18 protein-coding genes are annotated in these 20,594 nt (G+C 43.3%); 6 read left to right on the forward strand and 12 right to left on the reverse strand.

Annotated elements, in window-relative coordinates; all coding sequences use genetic code 11:
* Nucleotides 1–495, reverse strand: coding sequence for a DUF1097 domain-containing protein (locus AB6E52_RS12700; protein ID WP_102319715.1), 495 nt, complete (start codon nucleotides 493–495; stop codon nucleotides 1–3).
* Nucleotides 496–700: 205 nt separating this feature from the next.
* Nucleotides 701–1,606: a LysR substrate-binding domain-containing protein gene (locus AB6E52_RS12705; protein ID WP_065584985.1), complete on the reverse strand. Its 906-nt coding sequence runs from the start codon at nucleotides 1,604–1,606 to the stop codon at nucleotides 701–703.
* A gap of 273 nt (nucleotides 1,607–1,879) precedes the next feature.
* On the opposite strand from AB6E52_RS12705, the gene focA reads away from it, so the two are divergent.
* Nucleotides 1,880–3,331, forward strand: coding sequence for a formate transporter FocA (focA, locus tag AB6E52_RS12710; RefSeq protein WP_050650436.1), 1,452 nt, complete (start codon nucleotides 1,880–1,882; stop codon nucleotides 3,329–3,331).
* Between the two features lie 273 nt (nucleotides 3,332–3,604).
* Here focA and AB6E52_RS12715 read toward each other — a convergent pair whose 3' ends face one another.
* The 3 genes from AB6E52_RS12715 to AB6E52_RS12725 all read right to left on the reverse strand — a co-directional run bounded on the left by AB6E52_RS12715 (nucleotide 3,605) and on the right by AB6E52_RS12725 (nucleotide 5,109).
* Nucleotides 3,605–4,174, reverse strand: coding sequence for a YceI family protein (locus AB6E52_RS12715; protein ID WP_102319714.1), 570 nt, complete (start codon nucleotides 4,172–4,174; stop codon nucleotides 3,605–3,607).
* On the reverse strand, nucleotides 4,171–4,710 hold the full coding sequence (locus AB6E52_RS12720; RefSeq protein WP_017067366.1) for a cytochrome b: 540 nt from the start codon (nucleotides 4,708–4,710) through the stop codon (nucleotides 4,171–4,173). The genes AB6E52_RS12715 and AB6E52_RS12720 overlap by 4 nt, the downstream gene beginning before the upstream one ends.
* A 153-nt stretch (nucleotides 4,711–4,863) precedes the next feature.
* Nucleotides 4,864–5,109: a DUF2164 domain-containing protein gene (locus tag AB6E52_RS12725; RefSeq protein WP_017059821.1), complete on the reverse strand. Its 246-nt coding sequence runs from the start codon at nucleotides 5,107–5,109 to the stop codon at nucleotides 4,864–4,866.
* A 252-nt stretch (nucleotides 5,110–5,361) separates the two neighbouring features.
* Here AB6E52_RS12725 and AB6E52_RS12730 point away from each other — a divergent pair, with 252 nt between their 5' ends.
* Together AB6E52_RS12730 and AB6E52_RS12735 are read left to right on the forward strand one after the other, a co-directional pair.
* Nucleotides 5,362–5,997 (forward strand): hypothetical protein, encoded by a 636-nt coding sequence (locus tag AB6E52_RS12730; protein ID WP_017069925.1) that lies wholly within the window; start codon nucleotides 5,362–5,364, stop codon nucleotides 5,995–5,997.
* A 576-nt stretch (nucleotides 5,998–6,573) separates the two neighbouring features.
* On the forward strand, nucleotides 6,574–7,311 hold the full coding sequence (locus tag AB6E52_RS12735; protein WP_102319713.1) for an EAL domain-containing protein: 738 nt from the start codon (nucleotides 6,574–6,576) through the stop codon (nucleotides 7,309–7,311).
* Between the two features lie 179 nt (nucleotides 7,312–7,490).
* On the opposite strand, the gene AB6E52_RS12740 is transcribed toward AB6E52_RS12735, so the two are convergent.
* From AB6E52_RS12740 to AB6E52_RS12750, 3 genes are read right to left on the reverse strand one after another with little or no spacing between them, the layout of a single operon-like run.
* On the reverse strand, nucleotides 7,491–10,550 hold the full coding sequence (locus AB6E52_RS12740; protein ID WP_102319712.1) for an efflux RND transporter permease subunit: 3,060 nt from the start codon (nucleotides 10,548–10,550) through the stop codon (nucleotides 7,491–7,493).
* Entirely contained in the window at nucleotides 10,547–11,602 is a 1,056-nt protein-coding gene (locus AB6E52_RS12745) for an efflux RND transporter periplasmic adaptor subunit (RefSeq protein WP_102319711.1), read from the reverse strand. The genes AB6E52_RS12740 and AB6E52_RS12745 overlap by 4 nt, the downstream gene beginning before the upstream one ends.
* Entirely contained in the window at nucleotides 11,602–12,690 is a 1,089-nt protein-coding gene (locus AB6E52_RS12750; RefSeq protein ID WP_102319710.1) for an efflux RND transporter periplasmic adaptor subunit, read from the reverse strand. The genes AB6E52_RS12745 and AB6E52_RS12750 overlap by 1 nt, the downstream gene beginning before the upstream one ends.
* Before the next feature lie 150 nt (nucleotides 12,691–12,840).
* Between AB6E52_RS12750 and AB6E52_RS12755 the strand changes: the two genes are divergently transcribed.
* Nucleotides 12,841–13,584: a TetR/AcrR family transcriptional regulator gene (locus tag AB6E52_RS12755; RefSeq protein WP_017064637.1), complete on the forward strand. Its 744-nt coding sequence runs from the start codon at nucleotides 12,841–12,843 to the stop codon at nucleotides 13,582–13,584.
* Between the two features lie 115 nt (nucleotides 13,585–13,699).
* Here AB6E52_RS12755 and AB6E52_RS12760 read toward each other — a convergent pair whose 3' ends face one another.
* From AB6E52_RS12760 to AB6E52_RS12770, 3 genes are all read right to left on the reverse strand, one after another.
* On the reverse strand, nucleotides 13,700–14,971 hold the full coding sequence (locus AB6E52_RS12760; protein ID WP_102319709.1) for a DEAD/DEAH box helicase: 1,272 nt from the start codon (nucleotides 14,969–14,971) through the stop codon (nucleotides 13,700–13,702).
* 57 nt (nucleotides 14,972–15,028) lie between these two features.
* A complete protein-coding gene (locus AB6E52_RS12765) occupies nucleotides 15,029–15,640 on the reverse strand; it encodes an ACP phosphodiesterase (RefSeq protein WP_017059830.1) in 612 nt (203 codons plus the stop codon).
* Between the two features lie 205 nt (nucleotides 15,641–15,845).
* Nucleotides 15,846–15,974, reverse strand: a complete 129-nt coding sequence (locus tag AB6E52_RS12770; RefSeq protein WP_017059831.1) for a hypothetical protein — start codon at nucleotides 15,972–15,974, stop codon at nucleotides 15,846–15,848.
* A gap of 446 nt (nucleotides 15,975–16,420) precedes the next feature.
* Between AB6E52_RS12770 and AB6E52_RS12775 the strand changes: the two genes are divergently transcribed.
* Both AB6E52_RS12775 and AB6E52_RS12780 read left to right on the forward strand, forming a co-directional pair.
* Nucleotides 16,421–17,644: an aromatic amino acid transport family protein gene (locus AB6E52_RS12775; protein WP_017059832.1), complete on the forward strand. Its 1,224-nt coding sequence runs from the start codon at nucleotides 16,421–16,423 to the stop codon at nucleotides 17,642–17,644.
* Between the two features lie 148 nt (nucleotides 17,645–17,792).
* Nucleotides 17,793–19,217 (forward strand): methyl-accepting chemotaxis protein, encoded by a 1,425-nt coding sequence (locus AB6E52_RS12780; RefSeq protein ID WP_017064641.1) that lies wholly within the window; start codon nucleotides 17,793–17,795, stop codon nucleotides 19,215–19,217.
* 408 nt (nucleotides 19,218–19,625) lie between these two features.
* Here AB6E52_RS12780 and AB6E52_RS12785 read toward each other — a convergent pair whose 3' ends face one another.
* Nucleotides 19,626–20,351, reverse strand: a complete 726-nt coding sequence (locus AB6E52_RS12785; RefSeq protein WP_017059834.1) for an HAD-IA family hydrolase — start codon at nucleotides 20,349–20,351, stop codon at nucleotides 19,626–19,628.
* Nucleotides 20,352–20,594: the final 243 nt, after the last annotated feature.

Genomic DNA, 20,594 nt, shown 5'->3' on the forward strand with positions numbered 1-20,594 from the left:
TTAAGCCTTTGCCTGTTTAGCGTGTTGTTCAACAACTTCCGAAGATTGAGTCGATTTCTCGTGAAGCCATAGCCCCGTTGCTTTCATCAAGTATCCAAATACACCACCAAGCAGTAAAGATGGCACTACAAGTTGCCAATCACCACCTGCAGCAAACGTCGCACAGCAACCAATGAAGGTGCCTGGGATATAACCTAGCCACGCTTGTTTCGCTTGAATACACATAAAGAAAGCCACAATAGCAGTAATCATGTAGCCTAAAATCTCTAACCCTGCGAAGGCTGAGCTTTCGATAATCACCATTGCCCAGAATACGCCAGTCATGTTGGTCAATAAGCTACCTGCTAGTCCTTTAACTCCGCCTGTTGGCGAAGCAAAGTAACTGGTGCAACCTAAGAAACCTGCCCATGACAATAAGCCGAAAGAGATAGCAATCCATCCCCATAGACCTGACAAAATACCTGTTGTTAATGAAATCGCGACTAATGTACTCATACTATTTCTAAAGCCTAATTACGTAATTGAACGCAACCGGATTTAGCCTCACTTAAAATCAAGTAAGCATACTATGGGAAGATAGCCCTTATTTAGCCGATCACGATCACATTAATAATGTATGCACTTGCGCATTTATCATTAGATGGAGACCGGAATCGCTTATTCAACATATTTAGTTATTAGAATTGGTGTTGAGTAGCGACTAAAGAATCGACCGTTTGCCTTTCATCATGCGCTTACCTTCACGCTTGATACATTCAGCAAGTGGGTTCTCTGCCATGTCAGCACGCCAAATAAAGGACAAGGTTCTTTCCATTTCAAGCTCAGGAACATTCAACGTCACCAGTTGCCCTGACTCAACAAACTGTTCGACATCTAGATAAGGTAAACACGTTAAATATGGGCCGTTTGCAACCAAACTTCTTAAAACAGGAACGTGTTCATACTCTCGCCATACATCGAGATCGCCAATTAAATGGTGAATAGAGCTATCAAAAACTTTGCGAGTACCCGAACCATGTTCGCGTAATACCCACTTTGCTTGTTCTAATTGTGCCAAGCTGACTCGTTCACGCTTCGCAAACGGGTGATGAGCCGATGCAACCACCGTTAAATGGTCGGTACACCACACTTCTTGGTGAACTCGGTTGTCATCACAACGACCTTCGATAACACCCAAGTCATATTGATAATCTAATACGCCATCAATAACCGCATCGGTACTTTGCACGCCGAGCGAGATTCGCATCTCAGGAAAGTCGTTATCAATAATACTGATGAGATCAGGAACGAGGTGTTCCGCTGGAGTTTGGCTAGCACCGAGTTTGAGCTCTCCACTTAGTAAATGCTGCTCATAAAAACCCATCTCAATTTGCTGCGCATCTTGCAGTAAACGCTTCGCTTTAGGCCTTAGCCACATCCCCCAATGAGTAAGAGCCATTTGCTTGCCCTGCCTTTCAAACAAAGGCCTGCCGAGCATTTTTTCCAACTGTGCAAGAGACATACTTGTCGCCGACTGAGTCAACGCCAATTTGTCTGCTGCCTGACTAACGCTCCCGGAGTCTGCTACTGCATCAAATACCGCGAGTTGCTTTAATGAATAACGCAAAATTCATCCTTAATGCTTTTAATTATTTGTGTCCTGATGCTCGTTTTTTATAAAGCCAATGAGCAATCAATTTCATTCTACGCGTAACCAAATCTATATCAATAAATTTGATGTGGTTTCTAAAAATTATCAATTTTACCTCTACCCCTCAACGCCCTAATCTGGAATGGCAGGACACAACGAGCCCTGCAAAACATTACTGATTAACCATTACGGATTAACCAAGTCATTAACACTAGGAATTACACATGACGGATTGTTCAAGGGGGGGATATGGCAACCAGCACTTCTGAAAATCATCAACTGTTCTCACCAACAGAAATGATGGCGGAAGCAGAGAAGTTTGCATTAAGTAAAGCAAATAAAACCAGCAGCATGACATTGAGTTTGGCAATCATGGCTGGCGCATTCATCGGGCTTGCTTTTTTATTCTACATCACGGTAACCACGGGCAGCGCTGATGCTGGATGGGGACTGAGTCGCTTAGCCGGCGGTCTTGCCTTCAGTATGGGTTTGATCTTGATTGTGATTTGCGGTGGTGAGCTATTTACCAGCTCAGTGTTATCAAGCATCTCATGGGCTAACAAGCAAATCACCTTCACTAAGATGCTGTCTATCTGGGGCAAGGTGTATGTCGGCAACTTTATCGGTGCCATGTTCCTATTGGCTTTGGTAAGCGCAGCAGGCTTGTATCAACTGGATGGCGGGCAATGGGGCTTAAACGCTTTAAACATTGCTCAACACAAGCTACACCACACCCCAGTTCAAGCGTTTGCTTTGGGTGTGCTTTGTAACTTGTTGGTGTGTTTAGCGATTTGGTTAACGTTCAGCTCTGCTAACGCAATGACCAAAGCAATGATGACCGTGTTACCCGTTGCAATGTTCGTAAGCTCAGGCTTTGAACACTGTGTGGCGAATATGTTCATGGTTCCGCTAGGCATCACGATTCAAGCATTCGCACCAGAAAGCTTCTGGATGCAAATCGGCGCAACACCAGCCCAGTATGCAGACCTAAACGTCATGCAATTTGTCACCGCAAACTTAATACCAGTGACAATCGGCAACATCGTAGGTGGTTCAGTATTGGTCGGCTTAGCGAACTGGAGCATCTACCGTCGCCCACAACTTAAAGCAGCAAAAATTACCGCTATTACACAAACAACAGAAATTACGTCAGTTAAGGAAATTACTATGAACACAGCAACTACTATCAAGCAAATCATGAACACTCAACCAATTACACTGAGCGTAGAAATGCCAACATCAGTCGCGATTGATACACTTTTAGACGCGCAACTTGTTAGCGCTCCTGTTTGCGATGTTGAAGGTCGTCTAGTGGGTATCTTCTCTGTTCATGACGTAATGGTTGACCTTTGGTGCCAAGATTACATCCCAACTAAAGGCCAAAAAGTTGTAGACCTAATGAGCCGTGACGTTGTGGCAATCGACGCAAACGACAAGCTAGTGGACGTTGCTGAGTTCCTATGCATCGACAAAGAGCAACTGTACCCGACGACAAGCATGGGCTTCGCTACTCGCCTGACATCTCTTTCTCTAGAAGAGCGTGCAAAAGCGATGAAAGTAAGCCAACCACATATGCTTCCAGTGTTAGAAAACGGCGTAATGGTAGGTGTGTTGACTCGCATTGAAGTGATGCAAGCACTACGTCCAATCTACGGTGACCGACTAAACGTGGTTCCACAAGCTGAACTAGAAACGGCTTAACTAATCTTAAGTTGAACTATTAGGGATTAGTAGTTCAATTAGATAACTCAGTCATGGCAACGTTGACTGGCTAGAGGTAAACGGTGGCTTTTAACGTACTAAACGGTTTGACACAAAACAGACCTAAACGCGTTGCCATTTATCTCAATAAAAAAGGCGCAAAGTGAAAACTTTGCGCCTTTCTCTATTTCTAACTGTTGCTTTCTAAGTATCTATTTAACTTTTGGTGTTACATAAGAGATTGATACTAGTTAGCGATCAACAATAGCTAGATTACTTCTTTACACCTTCAACGTGTAGATCCATATCTACATAGCTTGAAGCGCCCATTACTGGAATGTTGAAGTCAGCAAGTTCTAGACGAGTTGTACCAACGAAACCTGCACGCTCACCGCCCCATGGGTCTTGACCAGCACCGATGAATTCAGCTTCGATAACGATAGGCTTAGTTACACCGTGAAGTTTAAGGTCACCCATTACTTCAAGTTTGCCGTCGCCTTTATCAACAACTTTCGTGCTGTTGAATGTCGCATCAGAGAACTTACCAGCATCGATGAAATCGCCGCTACGGATATGCTTATCACGTTCTGCGTGGTTTGAATCAAGGCTTGTTGTATCAATAGTTACGTTTACTTTTGATGCTTCAACGTTGCTTTCATCAAATGAGAAATCACCTGAGAATGTGTTAAAACGGCCTTGGATAAAGCTATAACCTAGGTGGCTAACTTTAAAGTTAACTGAAGCATGCGCACCTTTTGTATCAATCACGTAATCAGCGGCGTTCGCAGCGAAAGGCATTGCCATAGCAAATGCTAATCCTGTAGCGATAATTGACTTTTTCATTTTGAAGCTCCTATCATTTTTCGTAGCGTATCGTCTTTGTCGATAACGTGGTGTTTTATCGCCGCTAAGGCGTGCACTGATGCCATAATGATCAGTACCCATGCAGCATAGTAGTGAACCGTACCTGCGAGATCAGATTGGTTTGCAAACAGTTCGCCCATACTTGGTACAGTGAACCAATTGAATACCTCTATCCCGCGGCCATCTGATGTCGAAATCAAATAACCTGAAATAAACAAAACCGCTAAGTTGATGTACATGAAGCCGTGAGCGATCTTCGCTGCTGCAACTTCATAGCTTTTACCTTCCACTTTAGGTGACGCGGTAACTAGTTTCCAGACCAAGCGGATAACGGTAACGGCAGCCAAAAGAATGCCTACCGAGCGGTGATAGTCTGGCGCTGTTTTGTACCACTCGCTGTAATATGAAAGATCAACCATCCACAGGCCTACACCAAATAAGCCAAATACCGCGAGAGCTGAAATCCAATGCATCGCTCTTGCTAAAGGGTTGTAATTTCTAACGTTGTTGTCCATGCATCTCTTCCGAATGTTAACGAGTAGTGTAGTTTCGAAAAGCGTACCCTACACCAAGTTTGTGTAACATATTATTTACCAAGCTTTACATTGGTAACATCATTTCAAATTAAACGAGTTATTCAAATTATTTGAACAAGTTTGGGCTAAACGTTAGATTTCAACGATTTGTTCGATCTCGTAAAGCTCATCTGAGATATCTAACATTTTACGTTCCATGACTTTTTGAGCGTCTTCTATCCCTTTGTTGTAGTAAACCGCCCCAAACTTTTTACTTATGAAATCGACCAAGAATTCTGTGTCGAACTGACCAAGCTCCACATCGAGTTCATCCTGCAGGTACTTTTGGAGCGTATGAGTAAGCTCAGACTTTTGTTTCGAATCTAATTGAATGGTCATGAATGTTTCCAAATAAAGAGTAAGTAGATCAATTGTGATTTGCTGACTAGACTATAGTCGAGGTAACTAGCTAGAATTCCTCATAATTTAGAATACAGACCTGTAGAGCGCCAGTGCTATCCATAAAATCACTCAGCAATGGTTAATTTTGATAGAGAGATCAAGAACTCGCACTTTGACGATAGGTAACGGAACCGCAATTACCGTACTATTGCCCATCAATAAGATAGTAGCTGTGTATAAGGGACTTCATTGTTATTAGATCTAGTGATTAAAAGCGTTAATCAATTTCAAGACGATTGCCTAAAGCTCTGTGAACGCCACTACCCTACGGTGCACAATCAAGGGATCAGTGAGCACCATATAGGAAAGGCATTTGCTCGCCGAATGGAGCACACCTTCGTTAGCTTTAATCATGCAAGCAACATCAGCCCACTTGAAATGCTTTCTTCTGGCGAAACGCCTCGACACTTCCGAATATCTTCCGAAATTGGTACCGTTTGGATGATCAGTCATCATATGGTGAGCGCCGGGAAAACATGTCGTAGAAAGTTGATGTTGGACATCCATAATTGGCAACAAGAGTATGGATTTTCCATTCAACCCAATGACGTTTTGATCATTGTCTCCGACCATTGGATTAGCCGAAGTAAAAACAGTGGCGAATTATTGCATTGGTGGATGGGTGAACTCCCAGATGAGATCACCGAATACAGCCAACAAGGCATCACCCTAAGAGAGAGTGATTCTCAATTTGCTACTGACTTAAATAATAATTTTAAAATCAGCCCTTGCTTCATTAAATTTGGACACCCTTTAAAGCGGTCAGGAAATCAACAACTGGTTCGTAAATATCTGCAACTTTACGCAGTACTTCAATGGCAGTAAGAATACGGGTCAACTTTTTTAATCAGTCTTGAAAGTAAATAGTTAGACCTCCATCCCAATATTTTATAAAACCCAACTCAAGCCCTACCCAATAATCAATCAAAATTTATCTTCGATAAAATAATAACTTATCAGCTCATCGTTCATATTTTGAGAAGTAGATATCATTTATATGCAAACAGAGTTGTTTGTTAATAATGTAACTTTGACATTCCCCCATAACCTGAGGCTTTATCCTTACTTTCACCTGGTGTATTAGCGTTGAAAGCTTATATTGATTGGTGTTGATATGAGATAGATTACTCAGAGATTAAATTCACAATAGTCATTATTAATGGTGAATGATAAGTAATTTTAATGACTAATATCAATTATCATGCTGTTTTTTCGTTAATTATATTTATTTAAATATTGACTCTACAAATGAGTTTTTATTAATTGACAATTTACTTACACCTGTCAATATTGTGACAGCCGCGACATGTACGTCCGCCATTGAATAAGCCCTCTTTACTAGCGACTATGATTTTATCAGACAGAAGTGAATTTATTAGCTGTATATCCGTAGATGCTGATATGCAGTTTATTGCGAAATACCAAGACCTGACGCTTAGAAGCGTCTATCAACCTATATTCGACTCTTCTATGACTCAAATAGGTGTTGAGGCTTTGGTGCGCATTTCAAATAACAAAGGTGATATTGTTCGTCCTGATCACTTCTTCCATTCCGACGAAACCTCAAGCACAGACAAAATCAATGTAGAGAGGTTGAGTCGAGCGATTCATATCCGTAACTTCGCACAATCGACAATCCGTCATTTACATCTATTTTTGAACGTTCTTCCAAACGTTGGTGAGTTGTTTGCTGCAGAAAAGGTCAGCGATAGCTTGTTAGCTAAACGCCTTCACGAGCTTAATCTTTCATGCGAACAGATAGTGATGGAGTTGGTAGAGCTTAATGTAGAGAGTGAAGAACGTTTGAAAGACGCAGCCCATTCATTGGCGGAAAATGGTTTTCAAATCGCTGTTGATGATTTCGGAACACAAGCATCAACCGAACAACGCGTTCGTCACATTAACCCTCATATCATCAAGATAGACCGCTCGGTTATGTTGGACTTTGAACAAGGCGACACTCGAGAAATGGAGTTAGTACTTGATCTTGCAAACCAAATTGGCGCAAAGACAGTGATTGAAGGTATTGAAACCCAACAACAACTCGAAGCGATGCAGGGCTTAGGCTTCAATATGTATCAAGGCTACCACTTAGCCATGCCAAAGCCGATTGAGTTAGACATACGGCTAGCAATTTAGAATCGCCCTATTGTTCTTAAAGCCGCTTGCCCATTGAGTAGCGGATTTTTTAATGCTTGCCTATTCGTACCCTCTTACCGCTCTCACGTGTCAACACATTTCAGGACGGGACAACACGCATAAAAAACCCAGTCAAATTTGACTGGGCTGGCTTAAAAGAATCTGTTTTATATCATTCCCTAATAACCCGCAGTGGACGGTTTGATTCTATATAAAATAGCGAACATCACCGGTACTACTATTAGCGTTAGTACGGTAGCAAAGCCTAAGCCTGCCATGATGGTAATCGCCATCGAGCCGAAAAATGCATCGAATACCAAAGGAATCATACCCAAGATAGTCGTTAATGCTGCCATAGATACCGGTCGTACACGACTAATCGCACTGTCGACAACCGCTAAATATGGGTCTTTACCTGTTGATAGCTCACTGTTGATCTGGTCAAGCAGTACAATGCCGTTCTTCAAAATCATGCCGCTTAGACTCAATAAGCCAAGGAACGCTGTGAAGCTGAATGGCATATTGGTACCTAACAGACCAATTGAAACACCAATGATAGAGAGTGGAACCGTAAACCAAATCACAAGCGGCTTACGAACCGAGTTAAACAGAAGCATCGTGATGATAAACATCAGCAAATAACCCATTGGCAGTGAACCAAACAGAGATTCTTGCGCATCTTTAGAGCTTTCGTACTCACCACCCCAGCTAATGCTGTAGCCTTCTGGTAAATCTAATGCTTCTACCTTTGGTTTCACACGAGCAAACAGACTCGCTGGCGTTTCATCACCAAGAACATCGTGGTCAGCCAATACTGTTAGCGTACGTTTTCTGTCGCGACGCTGAATCAGTGGCTCAGACCATTGAAGCTCTACGCCATCAATCACTTGCTCAACTGGGATGTAAGTTTGTAGTGATGGGCTCCAAATCTTCACATTGTTTAGCGATTCGAAATCAAAACGCTCTTCTTCCGGTAAACGCGCCACGATAGGTAACATATGAGTACCATCACGCAGTAGGCCGATGTTGTAACCGCCAAACGCCATCTGTAATGTCTCAGACAAGTCAGTTTTTGAAATGCCTAGGCGACGAGCCTTAGATTCGTTGAACAGTGGTACAAGTTCTTTAGTGCGTTCACGCCAGTCATGACGAACATTTCGAGAGCCTGGATCGGCAAGCAAGATGTCTTCGACTTCAACTGCAATGTTACGCAGTACTTGTGGATCGGCACCGATAATACGCGCTTCAATTTTTGAAGCGGGTGACGGACCAAACTCAATCAACTTGAACTGGAACGTTGGTTGCTCAAATTCGTTCGCTAAGTCTTTGTCTAGCGTCTCTAACGCCTTAAACATGGTGTCGCGGTCAGTCGTTCTTACTTGTAACTGAGCGTACGCTTCATAGCTTTTCTCTGGTTGGTATGTCAGAGCGAAACGTTGCATGCCCTGCCCAACCGTTGTCGTTACAAACTCCACGTCGTCTTGCTGGCGAATGTAGCTTTCAACTTTTTCTGTCTGCTTGATCGTTTCACGAACATCGGTGCCTTCTGGCATCCACATGTCTACGTAAAACATTGGGGTATTTGACGGCGGGAAGAACTGCTGCTTCACCATACCAAAACCGACGACAGAAACTGCTAATAGAGCGACCATACTAACTACAGTAAGCCATCTAAATCGAAGTGCTACTTTCAGACACGCACCGAATACCACAAACAGGATGCCTTTGTATGGGTCTTCGTTCTCATCAACCTTGTCTTCTTCTTTAAGCAACATCTCGGCAAGGAATGGCGCTAGTGTTAGTGCAGTTACCCAACTCAAAAACAGTGAGAAACACAGTACCCAAAACAGTGAACCCATGAATTCGCCTGTCGCATCCTTCGACAAACCAATCGGTGCAAACGCTGTGATAGCGATAATGGTCGCACCTAACAGTGGCCATTGTGTTTGCTTGACGATGTCTTTCGCTGCTTGAAGCTTGGTTTTGCCTTTCTTCAAGCCCACCAAAATACCTTCAACGACAACAATCGCATTATCCACCAGCATACCCAGCGCGATGATCAGTGCCCCCAGAGAGATGCGGTGCAGTTCAACATCGTTGTAATCCATCAGGATGAAGGTACCGAATACCGTCAATAGAAGAACCAAACCGATGATCAAACCACTGCGTAAGCCCATTGCGAACAACAATACAATGATAACGATGGCTACCGCTTCAACTAGGCTGATTAAGAAGTCAGCCACAGATTTGTCTACTTCTTGCGCTTGGTTGTAGAAGTAATTCAGTTCTACACCCGCTGGCTTAATGCTTTCTAGGCGATCCAGTTCCGCATCCAGTGCTTTACCAATCTCAACCACGTTTACACCAGAAGAGAACGCAATACCCAAGTTGATTGCTGGTTTACCGTTGTACGTTAATACATTGCCCGGCTTTTCTTGAATACCACGAGTTACTTCAGCGACATCTTTCAAGCGAATCAGGTTACCTGTATCGCGACCATGAATGATCAGGTTTTCTAGTTCTTCAACCGTGCTTAAGGTGCCGTTTGGCTTGATCGTAAGGCTTTGACCATTCAGCATCACCTCGCCTGCCGATACCACACTGTTTTGCTGTGCTAGCAGTGACGTAACCGTCGACATATCTAGGTTCAATGCGGCTAAGCGTTCCAGTGACATCTCAACAAACAGTTGTTCTTGTTGGTCACCTGCAATGCTTACTTTACCGACACCGTCGACCAGTTCGATTTCACGCGTTAGGTAATCTGCGTACTGTTTGAGCTCAACGTAATCGTAACCATCACCGGTCAGCATGATCATCACACCAAACACATCACCAAAATCATCGATGATCTGAACGGAATTTACACCACTTGGCAGTGTTGGTTGTAGATCGTTGATCTTACGGCGCATTTCATCCCAGATCTGAGGCAGCTCGTCTGGACCGTAGTCCATCTTCATACTGACCATAATTTGGGACATACCGTTCGATGATGTCGAGGTAATCTTGTCGATGTACGGAAGCTGTCTTATCTCTTTTTCTAGTGGGTAAGTCAGCTCTTCTTCAACTTCCATTGACGTAGCGCCAGGGTAAGTTGAAATAATCATTGCATCTTTAATGGTAAAAGCTGGGTCTTCTAAACGGGATAGATTACCAAAAGACGTCACACCGCCAATGGCCAAAATGACTAGAAACAGCCAGCTGATTACTTTGTTCTTTATTGAATATTCTGCGATGTTCATTCTGCTTTTCCTGACAATTGGATTCCGTCACGGAGTTTTCTTAAATTCGAATTTACGAGTAGCTCACCTTGCTCAACACCATGAGCGATGAGTGCGCCTTGGCCACTGATCTTGTCGACTTCTACTTCGCTTTTGAATGCTTGTCCGTCTTCCATTTTCCACACATAGAACTGATTCGCTTCAGAGCCCGCTTCTAGCGTTGTCATTGGTAATTGGTAGCCTTGAACATCGCTCAGGCCCGCTTTCGCCATATCTACATTGACCGTAACGCTCGTGCCCGGCAGAATTTCACTTTCAGGCTGCTGCATCTGCATCCAAAATTCGTAGGTACGGGATTGTGGGTGCAGTTCACTGGTGTGTTCTAGATACGTCAGTGGATATTGGCCTGTGTGACCGCCAAAGGTCGCCTCAGGACGATAGGTATTTGAACGCATGTCTGGGCTAATTGACGCCAAGATCGAATCTGATACTTGAATTCGCACATACACCTTGTCGTTCTGGTACACACTCAGTAGTGTTTCTCCAGGCGTCGTATTTTCGAATCGTTGCTTATCGACAGTTGAAACTGTTCCTGAGAATGGCGCTAAAAGTTCTGTGTAACCTAGCTTGCGTTTTGCCGCCGCCAAATTCGCCGATGCGAGCTTGTAGTTAGCCGTCAGTTGGTCGTGTTCTGATTGCGATAACATTTCGCTGCCAAACATCTCAGTACCACGGGCCAACTGTTTGCTCGCCAGTTTGAATTGAGATTGAGCATCAGTCAGATCTTGGACGTACGTTGCGTTATCTAAGGTGGCTAATAACTGCCCTTTTTCGACATTGTCGCCCGCTTCTACTAATACTTGTTGAATCTCGCCTGCTAGCTTAAATGCCAAGGGAGTCAATTCAGCTGGCATCACCTGTCCATTAAAACTTCTGAACTGATTAGTAAGCGGTGCGCCAACTTCAAAGGTAGAAACCAACAAAGGTGGTTGTTCACGGTGAACAGCTTCATTGTTACAGGCTTGAAGTAACAGAACCGACGCGACAACAACTGATAATTTTGAAAGGTTCATTAAATACCGCCCTCACGAAGCCAAGCTTTTACTTGTTGTCCGTCTGATAACACATCCACACCCGCTTCAACGATAAGGTCACCAGACGACAATCCGTCGATAACCTTGCCTTGCTCATCAAGAAGGACTTGTACTTTAGAAATCAGTTGAGAGTCAGGGTTATAACGCCATAGTTCACCATGGGCTACGTCTTTGTTTAACCAAGCTGAATCCACAATACCAATGCCGTAGTCAGATTTACTTTTCTGAACTTCAACTTGCGCTGTCATACCAGAAAGTAGATTGATGCCTTCTGGCTTTTCGATAGACACAACCGCTTGGTAGCTGTTGGTATCTTCATCTGGTTGCGTTGAGATTTCTTTAAAGCGAGTCGGGATACGAATGCCGCGGTGGCTGTCCATCACAACCCACATGTTTGAGCTCGTTAGGTCTTGAATAGAACGGTCTTCAAGCTTTGATACTGGAATTGAAAACGTCACATCCATTTCACTGTGATTCAAAATATTCAGTACAGGCTGCTTTTCTGCGATCAATTGATATTGCTTTCCAAACACCATCGATACCACGCCATCGAATGGAGCAACTAAGGTAGTGTAGCCAAGGTTTGTTTTTGCTTGGTCCAACTCAACTTCAGCGGCAGTAAAGGTGTTCACGGCTTGGTCGTAGTAATCGGTACTGACCAGTTTTTTCGCATATAACTCAGAAGCTTGTTTGTATTGACTGTTCGCCAGATCAAATTTAGCTTGGGCTGCGTCAACGGCAATACGGTAATCCGTCGCGTCTAATACAGCTAACACCTGACCTTTCTTCACTTCTTGTCCCATACGAACATCGAAGGTTTCTATATCTCCACCCACTTGGAAAGAAAGTGCCGCACGGTCGGTTGCATCAACCTTTGCAATGAAGCTATCGAGATCAATATCAGTCTGTTGTGGGATTTCGAACAGCTTGACTGGCTTGATTACCTGCACATTTTCCTCTGACTGAACTTTGTCACATCCAGTTAGAGAGCCTGCGAGCAATAGTGCTGCAATAACAGCTCCCATGCGCTTGCTCGATATGGCATTGATCGACAAATTGAACTGCATGATGCCTCTCCGTTTAATTATTATGATTTATTACACAGGTGGGCAGTATATTTAATATTAAATAATTCTCAAGATTTACTTTCCACTTGTGCAGTATTTTTTATTTCAGTAAAAACAGTGTAGAATGTTGTAATCAGGTAATTATGTGAAATGAAGATGACCGAAAAGAAGCAAGGTAGAAGAAGTGCAAAAGACGCCGAAGAGACGCGTTTTTTGATCATGAGCGTTGCCGCAGACATGTTCTGTGACTTTGGCTACGATCGTGTATCACTGCGAAACATCAGTGAAAAGGCAGGCGTCTCGCATAGCCTTATCCGCCACCACTTTGGTAGCAAAGAAAAGATTTGGCATGCAATAAGTGATTGTTTACACGATTATTTTCAGTCTTACATCAGTAAGATTATGGAAGAGCTGCCAAAAGATGTTGCGCCAAATATCGCTATCTACCTGTTTAGCATGCGTCTGTTCACCAACATGATTCACTCACGTAGGCCAATGCAGCTTATTTCAGATTCTGTTCGCCAAGAAGACAACCTAGTTGATTACTTCATCGACAATGTCGGCGATGTTGAAAAAGAGATTAACGGGCTTGCCGCTGAGTACAATGCAGCTAACCCAGACAAAATGATCAACATTTACGAAGTTAAATGGCAAATGATCATGTACGCAAACGGCGCTGTATGCCTCACTCCCTTTATGGAAAGCACTTGGAATGAAGGTGATATGGTCACCTCACCCGAAGACGCCCTACTTAAGCATTGGCAGCTTTTCAACACGCAGATGGTCAGCAAGTTCAATATTGATGAAGAGTGGGCTCTAAATCCAACCTCGATTGAAGAGCTGATTTATGAAGTGCCATGTGAATGGAAGTGTAACCAGGAACATAAAGCTTAATCGGGTTCATAACCATTATGAGCTTATAAGATACAAAAACGCGCCGTTACAGAAGTCACTGTAACGGCGCGTTTTTATATGTATAGATCTTTAAACTGGAGCTTTGTACAGCTTATTAGCGACGTGCTTTACCGCGGTTTTGGTGAATCTTAAGCTTCGCTTTCATCTTACGTTTTTCTGATGAACGGCTTTTGCTGCGACCACCACGATCGGGCGCTAGATCTTTTTCAAGGCTTGGTTCAAAGCCCTCTAGCCACTCTTGAGGCAAGCGAGTATCAAGTAATCGCTCAATATCACCCAATAGGTAAGCTTCATCCTGACTCATCAAAGAGATCGCTAAGCCGCTGTTACCCGCACGGCCAGTACGTCCGATGCGGTGAACATAATCTTCTGCTTTAAATGGCATGTCATAGTTCACAACTTGTTCTAGCTGCTGAATATCAATACCACGAGCTGCCACGTCGGTTGCGATCAACGCACGAACTCTGCCTGACTTGAAATCGTCTAGGGCTTTTTGACGCGCACCTTGGCTCTTATCGCCATTGATTGATGCCGCTTTAATGCCGTCTAACTTAAGCTCTTTAACGAGAGCATCAGTGCCCTGCTTAGTCTTTGTGAACACCAACACTTGTTGCCAGTTTTTTGAACCAATCAAATACGCTAATAGCTCACTTTTACGCGACTTATCTACCGGGTAAACCATCTGTGTTACGGTTTCAGCGGTGCTGTTTTTTGGCGTAACTTGGATTTCACTTGGCTTCTGCATCATACGGTGTGCAATCGCTTTGATTTTGTTATCAAACGTTGCAGAGAAGAACAGAGTTTGACGCACTTCGTTCATGCGAGAAAGAATACGCTTGATGTCAGGCATGAAGCCCATATCTAACATACGGTCAGCTTCATCCAGTACCAGTACTTCCGTTTGGCTCAACATGATGTTTCTAGTGAACATGTGATCAATAAGACGACCAGGCGTCGCGACAAGAATATCTGCGCCACCGCGTAAGTTATCAGTTTGCACCTTCATGCTAACGCCGCCGTAAGCCACCACGACTTTAATGTCGGTGCCCTTTGCGTAGCTAGTTAAGTTATCGAAAACCTGTTGTGCCAATTCACGAGTTGGCACTAATACAAGCGCACGAACGAGCTTAGGGTTCGGAATAACGTTGTCTTTTGTCTCGATTAATCTTTGAATAATCGGTAAACCAAACGCAGCCGTTTTACCTGTACCCGTTTGAGCACCAGCCAGTACATCTTTGCCTTCTAATACCAATGGAATTGCTTGTTCTTGAACACTGGTAGGAGCCGTAAAATTAAGCTCAGACAACGTGGCAAGAAGATGCTCAGATAATCCTAGTTGGTTAAAAGATTTTGTAGATTCAGACATAGTATGATGCTCAAAGATTAAATAGGCGCGGATTGTAGCAAACCTGCATTACGCTGTTTACCTTTCCTTTTGATTTTTCTTCATTTGAAGCGCATTAAACTGCTTAGCTTCCTCTAAAACGTTGGGATAAAGCTCATTAAAGTGACACTGCAACGTATCATAGTGACGTTCGAGGTCATCGTAACATGCCTCGAGCATACCGAGCTTAGGCCTTCTCAACGCCATTCGCTGCAACACCACCTCTATAGATGACATGTCTTGATAGCTCTCTAACCATCTATGCTCAGCCATTTTCTGATGAACCATAACGAAATTTTCAGGCCAGTGTGGCTCTTGATGTTCAAAGATCTGCTCATGGCTATCTAAACAAAAACGCTCTAATGTCTGCTGTGAAAACTGATCCCAATGATTGGCTAAGCAGTGATCCCAAAATACATCGAGTGCGATAGGCGCAAAGCGTCGTGTTTGGTCTGAGAAAAGTGATTTTGCAGAACGAGATACATCATGACGATCAGTATAGCTATCAACAAATCGATGAAGCCTAATACCGTCAGAAAGGGAATCAGAATAGTGTTTATTAGGGTCGCCTTTAACAAAATCACCTAACAGGTTACCTGCTAAGTTGCTGTTACAGTGCTTGGCGATGTGAAGGTGTGCGAGAAAGTTCATTGAACCTCATTAAAGTATCGAGAACTAAGTAACATGGTAAACGTACTCGTTTATCTTCGCGAACTTTAATGAGGATAGTTTTGGTATGACGTGTGAGCGAATACGATTTGCTCAGTTTAGAATTGTTTGCTTTGAGAAGCTTTAGCTAAGAAAACTTTTAGCTTTAAAACGTTTCAGTTGAAACTGAATTAAAGATCTTAAAAGCTTAGTTCGAAGACTTGAAAAGCTCTTCTGCTAACTGTTTCACTGTCTGCTCATAGTCAGACAAATCAATGCCAATTTCCATAGCATCTAACAACTCTAGACTTTCGTCATTATAAGATTGGTCACTCATTGTGCCCCCTCTATTCCTTGATGTGGACATGATGTCCGATTAACTAGTGCACCATCTTGAACTTATATTATGTCACTTTGATGAACGCACTCTACTCTACCCATTCCATATTCATAGCTTAAAGCTACTCGCGATCATTAACGCTTTTTTGCGCTAAAGGGGTATACGCGAACGACATATGTACTGCCACCTTACACCAAGTACAACAAATTACTCTATAAATTTTGAAACCGATCATGGTCAAACGTTTGCTTTGCTCATTTGAATGCTGACACGCCCCTTTGTGTAAATATTAATTTACAGTGGATGTTTTTTATTACAATAAGAATTGCATTTGGAATTAAATTCAATCAGAATACTTCAAAATCGAGATATTCTTTGGGTTTATGCGCTTAAGCTAGAAGAATTACAATGAAAACACACCCTAACGTAAAGAATTATATACAATGAATAAATCAAAGGTTTTTGGTAGTACTTTGATCATTGCAGGCACAACCATTGGTGCTGGCATGCTCGCTCTTCCACTTGCTTCTGCAGGTATTGGCTTTTCAACTTCACTTTTCTTGATGCTGGGTTTATGGGCGTTAATGGCTTTTACTGCGCTATTAATGGTAGAGCTTCACCAATTCGCAGAATCTGACGCTACCCTACACACGTTAGCTCATACCATTTTGGGGACAAAAGGAAAGTGGATTGCGAGCTTCGCGGTGATGTTTCTTTTCTACGCTCTGTGTGCGGCATACATAGCTGGCGGCGGTGCGCAATTTAACCAACGAATTTCGGATATCGCGGGTATCGAACTTAATGCTCAAATCACCACGCTTCTATTTACCCTATTAGTTGCCGGCGTTGTTACGATTGGTACACACAGTGTTGATAAAGTTAACCGCGTTTTGTTTGGCTTAAAGCTTATCGCGATGGTTTTGGTACTCAGCTTCCTAGCGCCAAACATTACCTCTCAATACTTAATGAGCATGCCTTTACAGCAAGGCCTGATTGTTGCGGCTATTCCGGTTGTGTTTACCTCTTTTGGTTTCCACGGCAGCATCCCATCAATTGTTCGATACCTAGATGGTGACGTTCGTTCTTTACGTAAGGTAATGATTATTGGCTCGGCACTGCCTCTGGTTATCTACGTTTTCTGGCAAAGTGTTACTTTGGGCGTGATTAGCCAAGAGCAGTTGTTGTCTGACACAAGCTTGGGCGCGCTATTAGTCTCGCTATCGCAAACGGTTCATCAATCCAACCTAAGCGTGATCGTCGGTGTGTTTGCGGACCTTGCACTGCTGACATCTTTTATTGGTGTGAGCTTGGGCTTATTTGAATTCATGGGCGACTCACTGAGCAAGAAACTAGGTAACGCAAAACGTGTTAAGACAGCTGCTATCACCTTCTTACCGCCACTGGGGTTTGCCTTATTTTACCCACAAGGCTTCATCATGGCTTTAGGCTACGCAGCCATTGCACTTTCAGTGCTCGCGATTCTGTTACCAACAGTGATGGTCTACAAGGTTCGTTACACTGATTTCTCTGTCAAACCACAATCTTCAGAAGCCAGTTACCAAGTGTTAGGCGGTAGCAAAGCGTTGTTTTTAGCAGGTAGCGTTGGCGTATTTATCATTGCGATTCAAGTTCTTATTTCAGTAGGGTTACTGCCTTCTTTAGGCTAATAAACCTATACAGAACTAATTTACTTGATTCAGATCTCATAAATGACATATCACTATCATTAATTTTCACAATTAGTCGATTTAAGTCACATTTTTATTGAGGTCGGTTATTTAGAGTCCACGGTAAAGGATTTACCGTGGAGTTTTTATGAAAGAAGTACAATTTCGAACGATAGACAAACTGTTTATTAAGATGTCGATCAACGACAAGTTTTGGGTCATTTTCTTAATCTTTTTTGCCGCTCTGGCAAGCCTAGCTGGACTGAACTACGTCAACAAAATGGAACACATTGACGTAACTGCAAAACAGCAGGTCGAGTATCAACTGCAAGGCATTTTATCAGCATCAGATTCCCCGGCATCTGTTCGCTCTGTTAGCCAGCAAACTCGCGCTCAACAAACCACTATTTCAAATAATGGTTCTGTGACTGCCACAGCACTCGCACAAGATGGCAACTACTACTCACTTACCGTTTCAACTAACGATATACAGAATCAAAAGCAGCAAGCACTGTACACTTTATTACTGAGCTTCTTGTGGTGTGTGCCTTTTGGTCTTTTCTGTTACTGGGTAGCGACTTTCCTAGGCGGCGCACTTTGGGTTCTTTATTCAACGACTCAAAAGATTGGTGATGGTGACTTAACATCACGCCTTGGCTTCCACCCTGGCCGTGATGAGTTCGGCACGATTGGTTGTGCGCTTGACCGTTCAATGGACACGCTTAGTGAGTTAGTCAACAACGTAAACCACAGTGCAGCAACGCTAAGCGAAACATCGGCTTCTTTCGAAACTGAGATGAAGCGCAGCGAAACACAAATCATGAGCCAAAATGCCTCTCTAGACTCTGTAGCGACAGCAATGGATCAGATGACAGCTTCGGCAAATGAAGTCTCTAACATCTCTGCACGCTCAACTGAACAAACAGAACAAGACGCGCAGCAAATCAACGATAGCCACGCGAAGGTTCAACAGGCAATCTCGGAAATCACCACCCTTTCTTCTTTGATTGAGCAAACCTCATCTTCTGTTACTAGCTTGAATGTGAATACGAGCCAAATTAACGAGGTCATCACGACGATCAATGCTATTTCAGAGCAAACTAACTTACTTGCTTTAAATGCCGCGATTGAAGCCGCTCGTGCGGGCGAGCAAGGCCGAGGTTTCGCTGTTGTTGCTGATGAAGTAAGAACACTGGCAAGCCGCACTCAGTCGGCTACTGTAGAAATCCAAGCGATGATTGAACGCTTACAGCAAGAGAGCCAAAATATCGCGAAGATCACCGAACAGACTGTTGACCAAGCGCAAACCAGTAGCCAGTTGATTTCAAACATTGGTCACGACGTAAACTCGATTGCAGATTCAGCTCAAGCACTAATGGACATGAGTATCCAAATCGCAACATCAGCCGATGAGCAAAGTAACGTTGCCAATACGATTGCAGCAGAGCTTAACGATATTCGAAGCCAATCCGATGTGATTAAAGACGTGGCTCAGAATTCTTCAAATGGCGTATCTAGGCTAACAGAAGCGTCGGTTTCTCTATCTCAGACATTGGCACGCTACCGAACTTAAGGATCAACTGGTGAACTAGCGGCGTGAATTGAAAACAAACTAATGAGGACTCGTAATGGGTCCTTTCTTTTTGGCTTTTGTTTAATAACATTACAAGAACCATGGTCAATAACGATGACATTATCAATTACCATGAAGCAAGTCGCAAAGGAGAGATTAAGAAGTGTCAGAACTGTCTAATATTCGAGCTTAGGAGTAATCTAATTGAACGGGTCTTTTTTCGCTTACCCCCTTGCTGCAGGTGACACATAATGAATAAAACAGAAACACCAAACACCGACGACATTACATGCCCTTTATGCCAACACGACGAGTATCTGCTTTCAGAAAGTGGAGAAAAGTTTACTTGTGCATCTTGCGGTTTCCACACCAAACAATTTAGTAAGGTAGTCAGCCTTCAACTAAGCTCTACCCCACCAAAGCTGCAGAATTCGATATACCACCATTTGAGCAGTGCTTGCCATTAATCCAAACTGAAATTTCTTCTAAACTGTAGATATCCTGAGCCGCGAGTTCTGCTGAGTCGGCTTCGGGATCTACGATTGCTTCATCAATACTCGGGCGTAATCGAAACGATTGGATACCCGCGCGAACACCAGCCTCAATCCCTTTCAACGTATCATCCACGTAGATGCACTCATTTGGCAGAAAGCCCATGTTCATGGCCGTGTACATGATTAGATCAGGCTCTGGCTTCCAGCTGTTAGCATCAAAAGCTGAGAACACTTTGCCTTTGAAGTCGTCTAGCATGCCTGTCATCGCCAATGAAGATTCAACCCTAGATTTCGGTGCATTGGAAGCAATACAAAACTCGATGTCTTGTTGTTTGAGGAATTCAATAAGTTCGATAGCGCCATCCATCGGTTTTAAATGACGCTGGAACAGTGCTTGTAATTCATTGCGATATAACGGCTCAAGTGTATCAATCGAGATAGATAACCCAAGACGTTCTTGTGTATCCATTAAGATGTCGGCTAGCTTCCCGCCTTGAAAGTGCGCATAGCAGTCGTTGACGTTTAGCTCCGCTCCAAAGCCAGTGAAAACGTTCACCAAAGCTTGGCAGCACAGCTTTTCACTATCGATAAGTGTTCCGTCACAATCGAAAATCACACATTTAGTCTGTTCTAACCGCATAGGTATCTCACTCAGATTGAATCCAAGTTTTATCCTATAGTGTTCTTTCAATGCGCGAGATGATTGAGGTAACAGTTTGCAGATACAGGCTTATTTCTCTTCGCGAAATATGGAGTTGATCACTTTATCGCTCAGCATAAGCAACAGTTTTCATCAAATGACCCCAGATTCTACGAAATCAAAGACTGCGAGGTTTACATAAGTGACTCAATTTCAGGGGAAATATAAATCACTACTTCCTAG

The sequence above is a fragment of the Vibrio sp. 10N.247.311.13 genome, from assembly GCF_041467595.1.
In the GTDB taxonomy this organism is placed as follows: Bacteria; Pseudomonadota; Gammaproteobacteria; order Enterobacterales; family Vibrionaceae; genus Vibrio; species Vibrio crassostreae_C.